At 32.3% G+C, this 18947-nt stretch carries 13 protein-coding genes; 5 read left to right on the top strand and 8 right to left on the bottom strand.

The window, feature by feature from the left end; translation table 11 throughout:
- Positions 1-57 precede the first annotated feature (57 nt).
- From ACFSR1_RS06765 to ACFSR1_RS06745, 5 genes are all read right to left on the bottom strand, one after another.
- Positions 58-2250 carry an acylase gene (locus ACFSR1_RS06765; RefSeq protein WP_378290900.1) on the bottom strand — a complete coding sequence of 731 codons (2193 nt, stop codon included), beginning with the start codon at positions 2248-2250 and terminating at the stop codon, positions 58-60.
- Between the two features lie 36 nt (positions 2251-2286).
- Complete coding sequence (locus ACFSR1_RS06760) at positions 2287-3213, bottom strand: LamG-like jellyroll fold domain-containing protein (RefSeq protein ID WP_378290898.1); 927 nt, start codon at positions 3211-3213, stop codon at positions 2287-2289.
- A 118-nt stretch (positions 3214-3331) separates the two neighbouring features.
- Positions 3332-4876, bottom strand: a complete 1545-nt coding sequence (locus ACFSR1_RS06755) for a hypothetical protein (protein WP_378290896.1) — start codon at positions 4874-4876, stop codon at positions 3332-3334.
- 135 nt (positions 4877-5011) lie between these two features.
- Positions 5012-5875 carry an ABC transporter ATP-binding protein gene (locus ACFSR1_RS06750; RefSeq protein ID WP_378290894.1) on the bottom strand — a complete coding sequence of 288 codons (864 nt, stop codon included), beginning with the start codon at positions 5873-5875 and terminating at the stop codon, positions 5012-5014.
- A 97-nt stretch (positions 5876-5972) separates the two neighbouring features.
- Positions 5973-7211 (bottom strand): serine hydrolase domain-containing protein, encoded by a 1239-nt coding sequence (locus ACFSR1_RS06745; protein ID WP_378290892.1) that lies wholly within the window; start codon positions 7209-7211, stop codon positions 5973-5975.
- Positions 7212-7427: 216 nt separating this feature from the next.
- Here ACFSR1_RS06745 and ACFSR1_RS06740 point away from each other — a divergent pair, with 216 nt between their 5' ends.
- The gene (locus tag ACFSR1_RS06740; protein ID WP_378290890.1) at positions 7428-8405 is read left to right on the top strand and encodes a sensor histidine kinase; all 978 of its coding nucleotides are present in this window, start codon (positions 7428-7430) and stop codon (positions 8403-8405) included.
- The gene (locus tag ACFSR1_RS06735; protein WP_378290888.1) at positions 8406-9116 is read left to right on the top strand and encodes a LytR/AlgR family response regulator transcription factor; all 711 of its coding nucleotides are present in this window, start codon (positions 8406-8408) and stop codon (positions 9114-9116) included.
- Between the two features lie 11 nt (positions 9117-9127).
- Here the strand turns inward: ACFSR1_RS06735 and ACFSR1_RS06730 are convergent, their stop codons facing one another.
- Together ACFSR1_RS06730 and ACFSR1_RS06725 are read right to left on the bottom strand one after the other, a co-directional pair.
- Positions 9128-9826: a LytR/AlgR family response regulator transcription factor gene (locus tag ACFSR1_RS06730; protein WP_378290886.1), complete on the bottom strand. Its 699-nt coding sequence runs from the start codon at positions 9824-9826 to the stop codon at positions 9128-9130.
- Entirely contained in the window at positions 9823-11025 is a 1203-nt protein-coding gene (locus tag ACFSR1_RS06725; RefSeq protein ID WP_378290884.1) for a sensor histidine kinase, read from the bottom strand. The genes ACFSR1_RS06730 and ACFSR1_RS06725 overlap by 4 nt, the downstream gene beginning before the upstream one ends.
- A 215-nt stretch (positions 11026-11240) precedes the next feature.
- Between ACFSR1_RS06725 and ACFSR1_RS06720 the strand changes: the two genes are divergently transcribed.
- Together ACFSR1_RS06720 and ACFSR1_RS06715 are read left to right on the top strand one after the other, a co-directional pair.
- The gene (locus ACFSR1_RS06720; protein ID WP_378290882.1) at positions 11241-12119 is read left to right on the top strand and encodes an ABC transporter ATP-binding protein; all 879 of its coding nucleotides are present in this window, start codon (positions 11241-11243) and stop codon (positions 12117-12119) included.
- 63 nt (positions 12120-12182) lie between these two features.
- Positions 12183-15821, top strand: coding sequence for a M1 family aminopeptidase (locus tag ACFSR1_RS06715; protein WP_378290880.1), 3639 nt, complete (start codon positions 12183-12185; stop codon positions 15819-15821).
- Between the two features lie 58 nt (positions 15822-15879).
- On the opposite strand, the gene ACFSR1_RS06710 is transcribed toward ACFSR1_RS06715, so the two are convergent.
- On the bottom strand, positions 15880-17121 hold the full coding sequence (locus tag ACFSR1_RS06710; protein WP_378290878.1) for a ComEC/Rec2 family competence protein: 1242 nt from the start codon (positions 17119-17121) through the stop codon (positions 15880-15882).
- Positions 17122-17249: 128 nt separating this feature from the next.
- On the opposite strand from ACFSR1_RS06710, the gene ACFSR1_RS06705 reads away from it, so the two are divergent.
- Positions 17250-18947, top strand: a complete 1698-nt coding sequence (locus ACFSR1_RS06705; protein WP_378290876.1) for a trypsin-like peptidase domain-containing protein — start codon at positions 17250-17252, stop codon at positions 18945-18947.

Here is an 18947-nt window from a genome sequence, read left to right as displayed (position 1 = left end):
TTTTAAAAATTTGATTTATAGGTTCTTATGCTTTAATGCTTAAAGCTTTAATTTAAGTTATTCCTCTCCAGGATGATATGTTTTTTTAGCACGTTTTAGGACATCGTCTTTATAAAAAGCAGCCTCTTTAAATTGTACATCCACGTATGGTTGTATTTGATCATCAAAATGAGGGGAATCCGGATCACCACTTTGTCCTCCAGCTAAACTAGTTTTTGCTTTTACCTTATTTCCAAATTCTACAACAGCCACAAAACTATTTCCTCTGGTTCCATAGATTTTTTTAGTATTGTTTGTGTATCGAGCACCGTAAGCGGCTAATGCTCCCCATCGTCCAGAAGCAAATCCAACAGCTGTACTTGGTTTATTATCATCAAAAGGTTGTCTAATATCACCATTAATCCGCTGAAAACGATTGACTTCACCCCAAGGAACAACACTTCCAAAATCAGTTTCTAATTGAGCTAATGTTTCTTTAAAAATGGCAAGCCTTTCTTCTAACGGAGATTTTGTACCAAAGTAGGTGAGAAGAGCCATATCACTGATACATTCCTCTGGTCTTTTTCCTTTTTTGGCATAGTTTGTTCCATAAAAATGAGCCAATGTCATGGCTTTGGATTCTTTGGAAGTTCTATAATCCCAATTTCGTAAGATTTCTATACTACTACCTAATTCTTTGGTTCTATCAAGTTTGTCATAAGCTTCTACCAATCCCGGAATTAATTTTTCAAATGCCGGTAAATATGGATCGTAAGCCAATGAAATAAGACTGTCTATTGTATAGCCCTTCTTGTCTTTTAGTAATTCAATAGCGTGAACTCCTCTAAAGTTTTCTCGATCTATAGACATATATTTTGGATACTTTTCCTTTTTCGGACTAAATTCTAGTGCCGAAGTATATGGTGTAGAGTTACAATTTTGTAACCATCCATTTTTTGGATTTAAAAGGGTTATAGCTTCATCAACAGCATGTAAGCCATTCCAATCAGTTTTGGGATTACTACCATCAACCGGTTTAGTATAATCAAAAGATTGATCCCTAACAGGAATGAAATTACCATGAAAATACGCAATATTTCCTTTGGCATCAGCATACACAGTATTGTTAGACGAATTAGTCTTTATATCCATCATAGTTCGAAATCCTTTATATCCATCTTGTTTTGTTCGGATATAGGATTGTTCTAATGCTTTTACAGGTTCCCACATAAGAGCAGTAGCAACCCATTTTCCATCTTTCAGATGTGTAATAGGTCCGTGGTGCGTGCGATAGGCAGGAAAAGTTTTTTCTTTTACAGTATCTCCTTCTTTATATTTTAACGTAACTTCATACTGTTCGATGGGACGTAATTCATCACCGTATTGATACATTGGTTTTCCTTCTTTCTGGGTAGTAGTTTCTATAAATTCATCAATGACATCCGTATAGGTAGATGTATGCATCCAACCGGTCTTTTCATTGAATCCCTGATATACGAAAAACTGTCCCCAAGTTACAGCTCCGTATGCATTCAACCCTTCTTCACTTACCACATGAACTTCTCCTCTAAAATAGAATGAAGTATGCGGATTGATCAATAACATTGCATTTCCTGATTGTGTGAGTGATCCGGAAATAGCAATTCCGTTAGAACCTTGTGGCTCTAACATTTCTTTCTCCTTTTTTAACGCTAACTCCTCATTAACAGGTATTTCCATCCCACCTTCATACATTGCTTTGATTTTACGTGTAGATACACGCTCTATATCTCCGCCAATGGATCCTTCACTAAAATACATAGGCATCCAAGGCTCAAAATGTGTAAGCAATCTGGGTTTCACCTCAGGATTTGTTTTTAAGTAATAGTTGATACCATCTGCAAAAGCAATACATAACTCTTTAAGCCATTGTGGACTTTTTTCATAATTAGCAATTGCCTCTTCTTCAGTCATAAAGAGTTTTGCTCTCAAATCACTATAAATAGCATTTTCTCCTTCTACTTCAGCTAATCTTCCTGTAGCCCAAATATAATTTTGTTCTACACGATTAAAATCATCTTCACATTGCGCATATAACAACCCAAAAACAGCATCTGCATCTGTTTTTCCATAGATATGAGGTACGCCAAAATCATCTCTAATAATTGTAGTGTTGAGTGCGTGGGTTTCCCATCTTTGTTCCTCTTCACTGATTTCTACTTTTGTTTCAGTTTTACAAGAAAATAAGAGGAAAGCGGTAATACCGACGAATATGATTTTAAAACGCATCATAGTTTTAATTTTATAGTATGTGAAGTAACTGAATTCTTATTTTAGAAGGGTATGAACTCCGTTTTCTAATGTATACAATGTGGTGATTTCTTTTTGGGTAAGATTTCTATTATAAATAGAAAGTTCATCCATTAATCCTATATAGCCTAATCCAAGATAAATATTCGATTTATCGAGTTCCCAGGAAAAAGGATCTGTAATACCATTTCTTTGCCCTTTCAGTATACCGTTAATATATAAGGAAGTCTCAGCGTTTTCGGTATTTAAACCATTAAAATTGATAAAAATATGTGTCCAGCTACCTTTAGCAAAAGGAGGTTTGGACACGGGTAGTAATTGATTAATAAAGTCCGGATCATCATTATCAGAAATTGTGGTGTCCTTTTTCCAGGAAGTTTTATCTCCAATAACTCCAAGTCTAAAATCTCTTGGATTTTCTTTTGTAAAGTCAACCCATATAGATGCATCATTATAACTTACATCGGTAATTTGGATTGGATCACAATATCCTGGTTCCAGATCCGTAGCAGGATCAAGGTTTAGCCAGAAAGAAACAGCTCCGTTCCAGTTTTCAGTGTTATAAGCGATATTATCCTTACTAACATAATAAATATAGCCTTTGCTATTTGAACCATACAATAGTGCGTCGCCTTTGAGTCCTTGATTTTTAGCGATACTTATATCTTTTTTGTGTATTCCTACCTGAGCAGAATCTCTGGCCTTACGAGAGGGAATAGTATATAATTGAGGGTCGCCTAATGCAAAATCTGCCTGAACACCTTGGTCAAAAGAAGCATAAAAAGTTAAGGCTTCTTTTAGTGAAATGTTTGTAGTGTTTTTTTTATCTATGTCCTTTTGGGTCTTGTCTTTTTTGGTATTGTCTTTTCCACAAGATCCTACTAAGAAAGATAGTGCTAAAGCTAAAAAGACAATGTAGTGAAGGTTAGGTTTTATAGTTTTCATGAGATGGTTTGTGTGATATGATATGGATAAATATATAAAAATAATACCCACCATATATGATGATGGGTATTGGATATGAAAGTTTTAAATAAACTTTATGAAAATGCGTTTATGAATTTCAGTTTCTTAACTGATACCTTCTTGTTAAGAAACCAATGATTCCTATAGTTATGGTCATTATTATTAGTGATATTATATAATTATCACTATGTGATAGTCCCCCGAAATAGTCGGCAAATGATATTTTATTAATGTTTGCGTAGGTGATCATAAAAAACAATATCTCGAATAGTTTTTTTCCTTTAGTAAGTATCCCTAGAGCAGAAGCTAACAAAACAATAAATACTGATCCAATAACAATATTACCTACTGATAAAAAATCCGCTATCATCAGTCTAATTAGTAGCGGAGAGGCTAAAAACAGTAGTAAGATTATCCCAGCAATTACCTGTGAGGTTAGTAATCGACCTAATGGTTTATATGAACTAAATGTAAAATAATGAACATTGTGGTAGATTTCTTTAGAAGAGATTTCTGAAAGCCTATGCACTTGTAAAAACCATAATACAGGTAGCATCAATGGATAGGCAATTTCAATAGGAGCGATTGCTAACAAAACCATTCCTATAAGGTTTATAGTCCATAACCATCTTTTTCCTTTTCGGAAAAGTAATACTAATTCAGTTTTGATTAGAGAATATATTCCATAATTAATTTCGGATGTATGTAAGTTTGAAAGAACAATTTCTTTGCCTTCCTTTTTATCAAAGAATTTAGGAATTGTACCTATGGTTCTAGATCTGTCTTTTATATTAAATCGATGAAAAAATGGAGATATAGTGACAATTAGTATTGTTCCTAATAAAATCCATGCTACTCGACTCGTTAAAAAAGATATAGGAAAAGATATTCCGTTGAATTCAAATTTCTTAGTCTCTTTTGTGTTTCCTATAACGTATCCTATGTTCAGACTAGTCTGTTCATCTGTTTGTAAAATGCTTCTAACATTCTCTTCTAATTGATGCATTACTATTTTGGTTCCAAAAGGATCTAAGAAGTATTGAGTTTCATTTGTTGATGTAGTAAACGCTATAGCTGAAAATAAAAAGAAGAACCCTATATTTTGAATTATTGAATATTTTTTGAATAATACTTCAAAAACCACGGCTAATACCGCAATAAAAAACATAGCCGGAATGGGAATCAGTATATAAGGAACTATAAATTGTGATAGTTCAAAGGGAAATCCTTCGTTATACAAAAAGAAAAGTAATATGCTCATTATAAAAACAATACATACAATGGTCGATAACACTAAAAAATTACTAAAAACCTTTGAGAATAAGTATCTAAAATTAGAGGCAGAAGTGGCCGCTGTAATTTGTCCAATCTTTGTTACTTGATCAGTTTTAATTCCACTGTTAACCAGGTAAAAACCAACCAATGATAAAAATATACTGGTCATAATTGCGGTTACATAACCAAACCAGGCTGAATTGTAATATCCAACATAATCAGAAATTCTTATCGTTGAATATGAGGCATTTGGTTCCGGGACAAAGGTATATGCTATTGCTAAGCTAATACACAAGGTTATCAAGAAACTATAACTTCTGGTTCTTTGTAAATAATCGTATTTGACGGTAGATAAAAATGATTTCATAATGAATTGTATTAGTATGCATAATAAACTCCGATATGCACCTTTTTAAGGAAAACCAGAACAGCGATTAGAAATAGTATGGTGGCAAGAGATATTCCTGCAATTGTCTTTTTATTTATTGAATTTTTCATTGTTTTAATTTGTTTTAGTTAAGAATAAATATGCGTCTTCTAGATTTGCTTGCTGTGGGATAGAATGTTCTATTGGAGTTTCCGAAATGTATCTAACATGTAACATTCCTTCTTTTCGCGAAGTACTTACTACAATTTGATTATTTTTAAAATTAGCAAGTTGTTCTTTATCTATGATGATGCTAAAAACCTTTTGATCCACTTGCTTTATCAATACTTCCTGATTACCATAGGAGAGCAAGGAACCATTTTTCATTACTGCAACCTGATCAGCAATCGTATCAATATCGGATACAATATGAGAGGACAAAATCACAATACAGTCTTGTGCTAAATCCGAAATAAGATTTCTAAAGCGAACCCGTTCTTCAGGATCAAGGCCAACCGTTGGCTCATCAAAAATTACAATACTGGGATTATTGAGAAGTGCTTGCGCAATTCCAACGCGTTGTTTCATTCCTCCGGAGTAACTTCCAATAGGTTTTTTGGCAGCGTCTAGTAGATTAAGTCCATCAAGTAATTGCTCTATTTTTGATTTAAGATTAGATCCTCCAATACCTTTCATTGCTGCTATATATTCTAAAAATTCGAAAGCATTAAGGTTGGGGTATACACCAAAATCTTGAGGCAAAAAACCCAATTGTTTTCGCATATAATTAGCATCTTTTACAATGTTATTTTTATTCAAAATAATAACACCTTGCGTTGGTTTACTTACAGTCGCTATCATTTTTAAAAGCGTAGATTTTCCAGCTCCATTAGGTCCTAGCAGCCCTAATATTCCTTTTTCTATGGTTATAGAGAAATCTTTTAATCCGTATTTATTTCTGTTATATTTTTTTGATATGTTTTGGATTTCAAGTGTCATAATTATTAATTTTATTTACTTAATGTTTTTTTGCTAATTGTCGTTACAAAACCGTTTTGGCTAAACGATAAACTATTATTGTCATCTTCAATTTGTGTTAAACAACTCCAACTGTAGTGTCATAAAGTGATTTCCCATCCTTTTGGATAAGTTCGCTTCTAACTCCTTGATCTTTAGATACTAAATACATTCTATTGTTTTCTAGAATGATTTCTAATGTTAGATTAGCTTCTTTAAGTAAATAGGTACCTGTGTATCTTTTGAAATTTTTTAAATCAATACTTTTAAAATTTTCTACAGGTTTATTGTTTATATACGCTAGTAGATCATTATGAATAGATCGTTTTGATGGGATTGCTTTTGTATTCGTAAACATTAAATACAAATCTTTGGTCATTGGGTTATATTGATTCCTGAATGCATACCCAATATTATTTCCACCATGTCCGTAATACTTAACTCCTTCTTGATTAGATTTAAATAACCCGTACCCATAATATTGGTTTCCGGATTCCATCATAATTTTTACAGTCTCTTTTTTAAGTAACTGTTCTGTTTCAAATAAGGATCGATAGAATATTTCCATATCTGTTAGATTGGACGCAATGCTACCAGCTGCATACGCAATGTTTGCAAAATAACGATAGTCTAAATAGTCAGTTACGTCTTTTTCCTCATGATAAGGAGTTGCTAAATTTGGAATATTTTTATGCACATAGGGATATGTGTTTTTCATTTCTAAAGGAATAAGAATGCGTTCTCGCAACAAATCAAAATAATTCTGATCTGTGATTTTTTCAATAATTTTTCCTAAAAGGAAATAGTTCGTATTACAATAGTCGAACTTACCAATCATCTTTGGATTTGATTTTTCCACTTGGCTTAATAAACTAGTATCGTAAAGTGAATCGTTTTTAGCATAGAAAATATCTTGAACATTTTTTCCTATGACTTCATCTAAACCACTTTCGTGTGTTAGTAAAGTTTCTATAGTCAAAGATCCATCTACATTTTTTATGGGTGTTAAATATTTACCAATACTGTCGGTTAGTTTTAAGTTTCCTTTTTCAACCTCCTGCAGTATTAGGATTGCAGTAAAAGTTTTTGTGGCACTACCAATATTAAAAACGCTATGCTCGGTTAGCTTAAAATTACCTAGACTGATTGTCTTTATTTCATTATCTTTTTTAATAAGAATGGCCACTCCTTTGTTTTGTTCTTTTAATACCGAATTGTATTTTTTATAAATAATATCTAAATCATTTGTTTGGCTATATCCTATATGCTTTAGAACGAAGAATACTAGTATTACTGTTAATTGTTGTAAAGTTTTCATATTTCTGTTTTTATAATTTGTTAGATCAAAACTGAAGTATTTTTACATGAGAATGAAAAAAGAATGATGAGAGGAAGCAATAGAATGATATTAGCATAAAAATCATCTTAACACGAAAAAGAGGTCACATAGACTGTAATAGATAACTTATATCATGAAAAAGTGCTATTTCAAATATCAAAACCTATTTTTGATCAGAATATTTAACCTAATAACATGTCAAAATTAGATACTTGGATTGACAATAAGCTTTTGCAAAACATTCTTGTATGGGTGTTTTTGATGATTATCTTTTTAATGGTAATCCAGGCAGACAACAGGCTACTAGTATCAATAGGTTTTATTGCCTTTATTATGCCACCAGTGTATATTAGTAATCTAAAGATATTACCATTATTCTTTAACAATAACAGGTTGCTAGGAGCTGTTTTGTTTTTTCTTAATGTTGTGTTTTTTACTTTTTTGGGTGTAATTCTATTGAGTAACTTCTTTGATAATTTCCAGTGGAAAATGCTTTTGAATGTTTTTGGGGGTGTTCTATTGGTCATACTTTTTGGAACCGCTTTAAAAATTGCCAGGGATAGTTTTTTTCGTCGTCAGGAAGAAAGAGAAGCGGAGTTAAAACTCCTAAAAGCACAATTGAATCCACATTTTTTATTTAACACCTTAAATAATCTATATGGACTATCCGTAGTGAAATCAGAAAAATTACCTGATTTAATGTTGAAACTTTCAGACTTATTGCGTTATAGTTTATATGAAACCAAAGAAATGTTTGTTCCTTTAGAAAAGGAAATCAAATATCTCGAAAACTATATCTCTCTAGAGAAAATACGCTTAGAAGATAAAGCGGATATTCAGTTCAATATAAATGGCAATGTATCCAGTACTGTTATAGCGCCAATGTTGCTTATTGTTTTTGTGGAAAATGCGTTTAAACATTTAGGAGTTCTGGAGAGTGTGAAGAGTAAAGTGTTAGTTGATGTTGAAGTTGGAGAGGGTTCACTTGTTTTTAAGTGTATTAACACTACCGATTCTTTAGATATAAAGGATAATGATCTTGAAAAAGGAAAAAGCGGTATTGGTTTACAAAATGCTAGAAAACGTTTAGATTTGATGTATCCAGAAAAGCATCAATTAAATATTGAAAAACAAAAAGAATCATATAAAGTAGAATTAATCCTTAATTTTTAGATGAAAGTTTTGCGGTGTTTAATAGCAGATGATGAGCCTATAGCTCGTCAGATCATAGAGAATTACATAAAAGAAATACCATATCTGGAAGTAGTTTCCACATGTAAAAATGCTTTTGAAGTTATGGCATTTTTACAAGAAAACCATGTAGACTTATTATTCCTGGATATCAATATGCCCAAATTGTCTGGTATAAGTTTATTAAAGACAATGCAGCAAAAACCTCAGGTTATTATTACTACTGCATATCCGGAATATGCCGTAGAAGGATTTGAGTTATCTGTGACAGATTATTTACTCAAGCCATTCTCTTTAGAACGATTTATACAGGCTGTTATTAAGGTGCAACAAAAGTTGACTAATAATAACAATACCAATATTGTTATTGAGAAAGAAGATACTATTACATCTATATACGTTAAAAGTGACAAAAAAATTATCAAGCTGAATCTAGATACTATTAATTATATAGAAGCGTACGGGAATTATATTAAAATATATACGCATCAAATGATTCTAACTCCCACAACATTATCAGATTTTGCAGAAAAATTATCAAATGATTTCATCAGAATACACAAATCATTTATTGTAAATTTTAATAAACTGAAATTAATCGATGGTAATCAGATGGTATTAACAAATGATAGTAAATTACCGATAAGTAAATCTTACCGAAAAATGGTTTTAAATAAAATCGATAATGCTTAGCGTATTACAATTTATTTAAATAATTGAGTGATATTAGTTTTATACATCGTTCCGATGGGTATGATATGATCTGCAATTAATATTCTATTTCCTTCAACACTTTTTATATGCTTTTTAGCCACTGCAAAGGACTTGTGTACCTGCAGAAAGTCTTCACTAGCTAGTGTCTCTAATAAATCAGTTATTTTTTCTCTAACAGTAATAGTTTCATCAATAGTGACCACCTTTACATAGTTTCCCGCAGATTCTAAGTACTGAATAGCACCAAGTGGAACCTGTGTATATTTTTTATTACTTTTTAGAAAAATACTTTTTTCTTCAGTTTCTAGCTTTACTTCAGAAGTAGATGAGGGTTTAGATGTTGTGGTTACTGCTTTATTGACGGCTTTAAGAAAGCGTTCGAATCCAAAGGGTTTCAACAAATAATCAGTTACATTAAGTTCATATCCTTCCAGAGCATATTCGCTATAAGCGGTAGTAACAATGACTTTGGGTGGAGAAGAAAGGGTTTTTAAAAAATCAAAACCTTTGAGTTTAGGCATATTAATATCAAGAAAAATTAAATCTACCTCATTCGTACTTAGGTATTCTAATGCTTCTAACGCATCATAACAATCCTTCATTAATTTCATGTTTGGTAACAAATCGCAATAACGTTTGATAATACCGTGTGCTATATGTTCATCGTCTACGATTATATATTTGATCATATTTGTTCTAACGTTAATTGTACTTTATACACATCTTCTGTTACAGCAAAAGATAAAGAATGTTTCTTTGGGTATACTAACTCCAGTCTTCTTTTTAAATTTTTAAGCCCAATACCAGGATCTTTAGTAAGTTCAGCGGTGTCAAAATTATTTTCTATTTCAAAATGAATTTCTTTGGCGGTGGAAGTCAGGTTTAATCGAACAAAGGCGTTTTCCCTTAGATTTTCTAAACCGTGTTTAAATGCATTTTCCAATAATATTATAAATAGTAAAGGCATTACTTTGGATTCTTTATCTTCAATAGTACAATTAAATTGAACATCGGTTTTTTTATGGTAGCGCATCTTATGAAGCTCGATATAATTCTGAAGGTATTCAACTTCTTTGTTAATAGTCACAAAATCGTGTTCTCCTTCATAAATGCTATATCGCATCATATCAGATAACTTTAATATCAACTCTTGCGCTTTTTTTGAATCTTCTTCTACTAAACCATACAAGTTATTGAGTGTATTAAAAAAGAAATGTGGGTTAACTTGGCTTTTTAAATGTAACAGTTCCGTTTTAGTTTTCTCGTTTTTAAGCCTGATGATGGATTTAATCTGCCTGATTAACCAGCTTAGGATAAAAATCAAAAGCATCAAGAATATAACCGGTATTAGAAGATCCATTAATAAATCTTCTTCTTCTAATAATAGTAATGTTCCTTTTTCAGTTGCTTTTTTCTCAAATGTATAGAAAATCAAAATGAATAGTACAACGGTGATATTAACCATTAACGACCAAAAACCTAATCTGGTTACATTCCATTTTTTTAAAGTTGTACTTTCTTTCTTATCAATTCGATATCTGAAATAAAAGAAAGCAAGTACTGATATAAATGAAATTCCGAATAGTATGCTAAGAACTCCGTGAGTTGGATCGGATTCTACCATTCCTATCAAATAAAATACTCCTAATAGTATAGCAATCGCTAAGATTTCCTTTCGTATTAAAGCTGGTAGGTCTTTGATATAGTTTTTTCTCGTTAGAAACCAATACAACAGTAAATAGCTAAGTGTCCCAATGGAAGTTAGTGTTAATAAAACACCTGTGAATTTAATATCCAGTGTTATTAAAAACAAACCACTTATTAAAGAAAACACAAAGAGACTAAGTGTTATAAATACCCGATTATAGCTATCATTTTGTAACATCATAACCCAATATTACTTAAATAAAGTATATCCACCAAAGAAGTTGATATACGCTGATTATCTCTGTATGAACTATAGCAAATCAGGGATGAACTTACTTATTACATTTAGATACTATTTGTGTACCTGTTTATACCCTGTTGATCACTATTATTTATTTGTAAAAGAGCTTCTTGATATGTTTGGCTAAGTAATCATTTAATCAAAAAACGAACATTATGGAACTGGTCATTAACAACTTATCAAAAACATATGCTAACGGAACCAAAGCATTACAAAATATTACACTAAACATCCCAACGGGTATGTTTGGTCTGTTGGGTCCTAATGGAGCGGGGAAATCAACATTAATGCGTACGATTGCTACTTTACAAGATGCTGATGAAGGTTCCATAACTCTTGGTAATACAGATTTGTTAAAGCAAAAAGATGAAATCAGAAAAGTGTTAGGATACCTACCACAAGAGTTTAGTTTATATCCAAAAGTATCTGCAGAGTTTTTGCTAAACCATTTGGCTGTACTTAAGGGATTATCAAATAAGAAACAGCGAAAAGAAGTTGTTGAAGCTCTTTTACATAAAACAAACTTATATAATCACAGAAAGAAAAATCTGGGAGGTTTTTCTGGAGGAATGAAGCAACGGTTTGGTATTGCACAAGCCTTACTTTCTAACCCTAAACTCATTATTGTAGATGAGCCTACAGCAGGACTTGATCCGGCGGAGCGAAACCGTTTCTACAATTTATTGAGTGAATTGGGAGAAAACACAGTGGTAATCCTATCCACTCATATTGTAGAAGATGTTAAAGAACTATGCACCAATATGGCTATCATCAATCAGGGACAAGTACTCCTAAAGGGAAATCCAATACAAGCCATCGAAGAACTTGAAGGTATGATATATCAAAAAACGATTGAAAAAAGTGAACTAAATACCTATAAGCAAGAATTTGCAGTCATTGCTGAAAAGTTTATACAAGGGAAACCTGTAATTCACATTTTGGATAAAAGCAATCCAGGGAACGGATTTAAAGCTATTCCAGCAGATTTAGAGCATGTATACTTCTCTAATATTTTTGGTAGACTTCAGAACTAAACTATTTGTCAATAGACATAGATACTTAACACTTTTCAATTCTCATTTAATACTATAATCATTATGCTATTCGAAATATTCAAATTTGAAATTAAATACAGGGCAAAACGTCCTGATACCTATCTATACTTCTTCATTCTATTGTTGTATTCAATGTTGGCAGTAGATATTATTTTTGAAGGTAATCTTGATATTCTAAAAAGAAATGCGCCTTATGTTATTGCCAGAACAATGACCATTAGTTCTGCATTTTTTCTGATGATTACTTCTATGATCATGGGAGTTGCGGCATTACGTGATTTTGACCATCATATGGAATCATTGATGTTTGTGAACCCAATCAAAAAACGAGATTATTTACTGGGACGGTTTTTAGGTTCTTTTGTGATATTGCTGGTTATTTATGCTGCCTTGCCCTTAGGGATGATACTTAGTGAGTTTTTACCTTGGAGAATTAGTGATGCTTTGTTAGCTTTTAATCTCTGGCATTATTTGCATCCTTTTCTTACGCTTATACTTCCTAGTTTGTTTTTTGGAGGTGCTGTTTTTTTTATAAGCGGTGCTTTAAGCAGAAAATTGATGGTTGTCTATACACAAGGAGTGCTACTTTTAATGGTATATATCCTCTCGATGCAATTAGCTAATGGATCAGAAAATTTATTATTGTCCGGGCTTTTAGAACCTTTTTCATTTCAAACAATTAGTTTGGTTACTCAATATTGGACGGTAGCAGAACGAAACACTATGATGCTTCCGTTAGACGGTATACTTCTGTATAATAGATTGTTATGGATGTTTATTGGATTGATAACTTTAATAATTGGTTATTACAGGTTTAATTTTAATGTTATTAAAAATGGTGTTATAAAAGGAAAAAGAACTAGCAATACAGATCTTAAAACTAAAACTAATGAAGAAATAGATGCGATATTGATTTCTAATAATAAGGTTTCTATGAATCCTAATAAGATTGGTCTTCTTTGTCATCATTCTCTATTTTATTTTAAATCAATTCTAACATCAGTACCTTTTTTAGTAATTACGGCTTGTGCACTAGGAATCATACTCATCAGCTCAATAAGTTTAGATACTTCATTTGGCGTAGATAGTTATCCTACGACCTATATTATCGTAGGAGAGTTACTAGAAAATACTATACTTTTTTTTTTATTGATTATCATATTTTATTCAGGAGAACTGATATGGAAGGAAAGAGATGCAAAGCTCAATCTAATTTATGATGCCTTGCCAGTTTCGGATATGGTGTATTTGACAAGTAAGTTGATAGGTCTCGTACTTTCTTATAGCGTTTTGATGATTCTTATGATTATGACCGGAATCCTTTTCCAAGTGTCTATGGGTTATTATAAATTTGAAATTGGATTGTATTTTACTTTCTTTTTCATTGAAATACTTCCGTTTTTATTCCTTTTTACGATTATCTGTTTTTTCTTTCAAACTGTTCTTAACCATAAGTTTTTATCACATATCATAGCAATAGTTTTTACTTTCTCTGCTACGATTGGATTACAAGTATTAGGGTACGATCACGGATTATACAATTTAGGAGGTCCAAGTTTAGGAATATATTCCGATATGAATGGTTATGGTCATTTTTGGGAACCTTTTATCTGGTTTAAATCGTATTGGATTGCATTTTCAATACTACTTTTTATTGTGGCAATAGTTTTTGCAATAAGAGGTACAGAAACAAATATCAAAAGACGCTGGAAATCAAGTAAAGTACGATTCACAAAACCATTAATGCGATTTGGTATCGCTATGCTGTCGGTTTTTTTATTATCAGGTTGTTATATATTTTATAACACTAATATTCTGAATAATTATTCAACCGTTGCCACACAGCAGGAACATAGAGTAAATTATGAAAAAACGCTAAAGAAATATGACCAGCTCATACAGCCAAAAATTGTAGATGTTAATCTAAAAGTAGAACTATATCCCTATCAAAGAAACTATACGGCAGAAGGATATTTCATTTTAAGTAACCCTCATAAGACTGTAATCAGTGAAATTCATATCCAAAAAGCTCCTAATGACCAGGTAGAAATTGAATATCTGAATATCGAGAAAGGAGCCAGCGTAAACAAGCAATACGAATTGTATGGGTACTATATTTATGAATTAGATCAACCTTTACAGCCAGGTGAGGCTATAAAAATGGAATTTAAACAAACCCCTACCACCAAAGGTTTTACAGAAGGGGCGAGTACGAATATCGTATATAATGGAACCTTGCTAAATAACTTTTACTTACCAACAATTGGATACAATAAGCATATCGAGTTAGAAGATGATTCAGAACGTGAAAAATATGGTTTACAACCACGAATGAGAAGAGCTAAAATAGATGATCCAATAGCAGTTCTAGAAGGTTTGTCCTCAGGTGACGGCGAGGAGATTAATTTTGAAATCGTTATTGGGACTAACATAAATCAAACTGCTGTAGCTCCAGGTTATTTACAGAAAGAATGGGAGGAAGGTGATCGCAAGTATTTCCATTATAAAATGGATAAACCTATGTCTAATTTCTACTCGATTATATCTGCAGAATATGAGGTGATGAAAGATCAATGGATATCAGAACATTCAAGTCATAAGCAGATAGTAGATCTTGAGATATACTATCATAAAGGACATGAATATAATCTAGATCGAATGATGCGTGGCATGAAAAAGTCTTTTGATTATTTTACTGAAAATTTTGGTCCTTATCAATATCGTCAGATGAGAATCGTAGAAGCTACCAGTTACAAAAAGAGAGCACAATCATTTCCAAATACAGTACCTTTTTCAGAGAACATAGGTTTTATTATGGATATTGATGATCAAAAAGATGTGGATATGGCTTTTTATGTAACCGCGCACGAAATAGCGCATCAGTGGTGGGGTCATCAGGTAAATCCTGCTAATGTACAGGGAAAAGCTATGCTTTCGGAAACCTTAGCTCAGTATTCTGCTTTAATGGTATTGAAAGAAGAATATCCAGAAGAAAAAGTACAACAGTTTTTACAATCCAGAATGGATAATTATCTGAAGGGAAGAGCTAATGAGAAAATTAAAGAAATGCCACTTACGTTAGTAGAATCCGGGCAACAATATATCTATTATGACAAAGGATTGATTAATATGTATGCTTTGCAGGATTATATTTCTGAAGATAGCGTTAATGTGGCATTAAGAAGGTTTATTAGAGATTGGGATAGTTTTGAAGGTGTAAAAAAGACCAAGACAGATAGATATGCTACTACCAAGGATTTACTACCTTATTTTAGAGAAGTAACACCGGATAGTTTACAATATGTTATCACAGATTTATTTGAAACTGTTACACTTCATGAAAGTAAGATAACCGAAGCTTCTTATAACAAGATTTCTGACAATCAGTATAAAGTAAAACTGAACTTAGATGTAGATAAATATAAAGTAGCCGATATTAAAAACGAAAGTAACATTCCGGTAAACGACTGGATTGACATAGGGGTATATGCACAAGGAACCAATGGAGAAGAAGAGTTGATATACCTAAAGAAACATAAAATCACCAAACACGCTACAGAATTACATATTATAGTAGATCAAAAACCTACTAGAGCTAGCGTAGATCCTAAGAGGAAAATAATTGATAAGAAAACAGAAAATAATTCTATGTCGTTTTCAGAAAACGAATTATCGTTTTAGACATTAGTTTTATGATATAATAGGGTAGTTCTATATGGTATTTAAGTACTTAATGGGATTACTCTATTATCAATTTTACATACCCATCAATTCCATTTCCCCACTCATCAACGTCAGGCCAAATGGTATCATAATTATATTTTTTTTTACTCAAATCATCATCAACATCCAGTAATCGTTCTCCTTGTTTATAATTAAATACCAATGTTTTATGGGATTCTACAGGGTGATTATTTAAAATACTAGCGATAGTTTCAAAATTTGGATGTCGATGTCGTCTTCCATTACTGGAAAAGAGATAGTATTTTGCCTGAATCATTTTGATAAGTTCAGGACTATTATTTTTCCAGGCTCCGTGATGGGAAACTTTAAGAGCATCGATTTGTATCGGCAATTGATCTTCGGGAGTCAATTTTTTTAATTGTTCTTCTACCTGGCTAGGAATTGCATCTCCAAGAAAGAGCATTTTTTTACCACCGTATTCTAATAAAAAGATAATAGAAGATCCATTGGTAGGGGAGTTGTCCTCTTTTTCCCAAGATTTGGTATAGTTTTCCACCCAATCCCCAAAAGTAGATACCAACATTTCTTCATCAAGAATGGCTGCATCGAGTTCTGCTTGTCGCATTTCTTCCATCATTTTTTCAAAAGCATCATCAAAAAAGGCATCTTGATTGATCTTACCTGCAAATATTCTTTTTAGATAACGATACCACGTATTCGCCATTTTATTAAGCGAAGATTGCGTCGGACCTAATAGGGTTAGATAAAGGTCATTTGATAGTTTTAGTTTTAATGGTTCATCTGCTTTTACAGCTAATGAATCAAAAGTCGTATTCCAATTATATTTATGTTTCAGCAATAAACTTCCTAAAGATGTACCTTGCTCATAACTTACTAATTGAATATCGTCTTCCGTTTCTGCACTTTCTTTTCCTCCAATAATATCAATCATAGGAGTCTCTCCTTCAAAATCTCCATCTGCTTTATCCTCAAAATTAAGATGTCGATAGCTATTAAACCATACTTCATCTATAGCAATCACAGATGGATTGTCAGCAGCTCCGTTTTCTTTAATAAAAGCTATAGCGCCTGATATGTGGTCAGCGTCTATATGAGTTACTACAAACTTTGTAAGTCGACGACCTTCATCGTGAAGCGCTTTTAACCTGGGTTTTACATAATCCCGAAAAGTAGAAGTGTATCCGGTATCAATAAGAATGAGAGCTTCGCCAAAATCTAAAAGTATTGCATCACCGTTTCCCGCTGGAAATAATTCGATGGATATAGGGTTTGGCATATATGTTTTTTATGAAGTTAAATAGTATGATGGATTATCTTAATCGTAATACAATCAAATTGCTGTAAATTAATGATAATTGTTATTTTCCCCAATTTTTATTACCTTAATAGTCACAATATCATCTAATGGCCGACCCTTTAATTAAACTGTTTCGTAAGAGAACAGTGCTTGTTCGTGCAAAAAACTCAATAGGAACAGGTACCCTCATCGCTCCAGGAAAAGTTCTTACATGTGCACACGTTGTAAGAAAGTCAATAGATGATATAGGTTCCATCAAAGTATTATTCCCCAATCCTGAAGAACCTGGCCATTTTGAATGGGAAGAGAGTGCGGTAAAAGTGTATGTTTCAAAAATATATGAAGAACCAAATGAAACAACTGATACTGAAAGTGAATTAGGATCTTTAAAAAAGGAGTATCCGGATGTTGCTATCATAGAAATCCCCAAAAAAGATCATCATTTGATGGCATTTCCTGAGAGTGCCCATGTCCCTAATGATCTACAGGATAGACAGTTTTTGGCTTTTGGTTTTCAAAAAAATGACAGAGACCTTAAACGTAATGTACCCCAGGCTGTAAGTTTAAACTATAACGGAGAAGAAGTTGATTCTGACGTTATTAGAAAATTAGTATTTGCAAATGGATTGATAAGACCCGGAATGAGTGGTGCTGCTTTGATAGAAAGAGAAACTGGCAACATCATCGGTATTATACAGATGACCCGTAACCCTAATGATGATCTTGGGGCCTTCGTAATACCTATAGATATTATTTGGAGAGTTTTTAAGAAATGGGAAGAAGATGGTGACACCAATGTCTTTTCAGAATTAACGAGTAAAGCAGTTAAAAAACAGATTAAGAAAGAATATAATCTGGAATACCCCAAATATCCAATGTATCGCAAATATGGGATTAGATTGATTATTTTACCAATTTTAATATTTCTGTTGATTTGGTGGATGTTTTATCACCTTGGTCAAATACAAGAATCCGGATTGATAGCAATAATTCTGGTAACTGTTACAGTATCAGGTAAAATAATGGGGGATTGGCTTGGTGAAGATATGAATACTGAATCAAGCAAGCTTAAAAGTACTATTGGGTCATTATTTTTTGGTAACATATCTTTAATAAGCCTTGGTGTCATTGCATTTTTTTTATGGACATTTACGACATCTGTATGGGTTCATGGAAATTCTGAATTTGATAAAGTACCAATTACCTTGTTAAGTGGTAAAGAGTATAAAGAAGGTCGTCAAAAGAGTTTGAATCCAACAGGTGATACTAAATTTTTGATATGGACAACATTTATGGGTGATTCTGTGAAGATTGTTCCAGAAGGAAGAGAAGAATTACCTCTCTTTGTTTCTCCATTTTCTAAGAAAGAATTGTATTACCCCAAAAGCTTTTTGCAAGAACCGATACTATTAATACGCTTTGATCCTAAACGAGCAAGATTAATGAAAAAGTTTAGTTTGGAGGTCCGAATAGAAAAGCACAACAATAAAGTTATCAAGTTTACGGATAGTATATTACAAGATAAAGGCGCAATGTTATTAGGAAAACGAAAATTGAAAATTACTAAAGAACGTGAAAGAGAATGGAAACAATTTCATGAGAATGACCAATTAACCCCTGCTATATTAGAAAAATGGTCACAACATTGGAAAAAAATAAAGCCCCATAATGAAGTTGACTTAGATATGGATGATAAGATTACGGTAAAGGTTATTAAAAAATCAGATAGCACTGTTGTAAACGAACAATCATATCGTATACGATCTGATAACACAGATAAATTATTAAAATTTACATTTCAATAA

It is taken from the genome of Aquimarina rubra (assembly GCF_042684305.1).
GTDB classification, from domain to species: Bacteria; Bacteroidota; Bacteroidia; order Flavobacteriales; family Flavobacteriaceae; genus Aquimarina; species Aquimarina rubra.
Note: the sequence above shows the minus strand (reverse complement) of the source record. Positions and strands in the feature narration are given on the sequence as shown.